Source organism: Streptomyces sp. NPDC026062 (assembly GCF_055568375.1).
Genome location: NZ_JBVHOQ010000136.1, coordinates 1 through 1,376 on the forward strand (window position 1 = coordinate 1; position 1,376 = coordinate 1,376).

The 1,376-nt window shown below is 62.4% G+C and carries 1 protein-coding gene and 1 pseudogene; both read left to right on the plus strand.

Going from position 1 to position 1,376, the window contains the following annotated elements:
- Window positions 1-668 (plus strand): annotated as a pseudogene (locus ACZ4LX_RS38165) (hypothetical protein); the annotation flags it as partial.
- Between the two features lie 2 nt (window positions 669-670).
- Window positions 671-1,288, plus strand: coding sequence for a type I restriction enzyme subunit R domain-containing protein (locus ACZ4LX_RS38170; protein WP_467652014.1), 618 nt, complete (start codon window positions 671-673; stop codon window positions 1,286-1,288).
- Window positions 1,289-1,376: the final 88 nt, after the last annotated feature.

A 1,376-nucleotide genomic window follows, 5' to 3' on the forward strand; every position in this document is an offset into this window, starting at 1 on the left:
TCTTGGTCGAGAACCCGTCTACCAGGAGCTTCGTCGTTCCGTACAGCCGGCAACCTCCAACACCTCACCGCCACAGCCAGGTTGAAAAAGGCTCATTGACGGCCGAGGAGCTGAAGGAGATCGAGGAGGGCGGGGATGTCGATGTGGAGTCGGTGCTGGCCTCGGAGATGACCGAGCGGGCCGAATCGGAGAACATCTCCTACTTTGCGTTCACTGCAACGCCGAAGAACAAGACTCTCGAACTGTTCGGCCGCCACGGCCCCGATGGCAAGCCGCGCGAGTTCCACCTGTACTCGATGAAGCAGGCGATTGAGGAGGGCTACATCCTCGACGTGCTCAAGGGCTACCAGTCCTACGACACCGCGCTGCAGATTGCCGGCAAGGCCGAGGCCGGTGACGGAGGCGAGGTCGAGGAGGCTGCCGCCCGCAAGGGGCTGATGAGTTGGGTTCAGCTCCACCCGACGAACGTCAGCCAGAAGGTGCAGATCGTCGTCGAGCACTTCCACGCGAACGTCGCCTACCTCCTCGAAGGCAAGGCGAAGGCCATGGTGGTGACCGACTCCCGCAAGTCCGCGGTGAAGTACAAGTTGGCGCCTACATCGCTAAGCGCCGCGCCGAGGACGCCTCGTACAACTACCGTACTCTGGTCGCCTTTTCGGGCGGGTTGACCATGCCCGAGGACGAGACCTGGCACAGCGACTGGGGCCCGCAGCCGTCGAAGGACGACGAATTTACCGAGGCCAACATGAACCCCGGGGCCGGGGCTGATCTGGCGGCCGCGTTCAAGGGCGACACTTACAAGATCATGCTGGTCGCCAACAAGTTCCAGACCGGCTTCGACCAGCCTCTGCTTTCGGCGATGTACGTCGACAAGAAGCTGTCGGGGGTCACCGCGGTGCAAACGCTCTCGCGCCTCAACCGCACCCACCGCACTGCTGGCGGGGAGCAGAAGCGCAAGACGTTCGTCATCGACTTCGCCAATAAGCCCGAGGACATCAGGACGGCCTTCGAGCCTTACTTCAAGAACGCGACTCTGGAGACCGAGACCGACCCGTATGTCGTCGTGCACTTGGCCAACAAGCTTGCCCAGGCCGGGATCTACACCGAGGACGATGTCCGCAAGGTCGCCGAACTATGGGTGACGCGGAAGGGCAACAACGCTCTCTCGGCTGCGATCAGCCCGGCGCAGCACGACTTCCGGCGCCGCTACGCGCGGGCGATCGAGGAGGAAGACAAGGTCAAGCTCCAGGAGCTCGACCTGTTCCGCAAGGACGTCTCCACCTATTGATCAGAAACTCATTGGGTTCACTCGTCGAGGACGTATCGGACGTGCGGGGCTTTGAAGTAGCTGGTGACGATGTGGGGCTGGCGCTGTC

Excerpts from the sequence above, each read along its gene's own strand:
- ACZ4LX_RS38170 (WP_467652014.1), top strand. The coding sequence starts at position 671 with ATGCCCGAGGACGAGACCTGGCACAGCGACTGGGGCCCGCAGCCGTCG.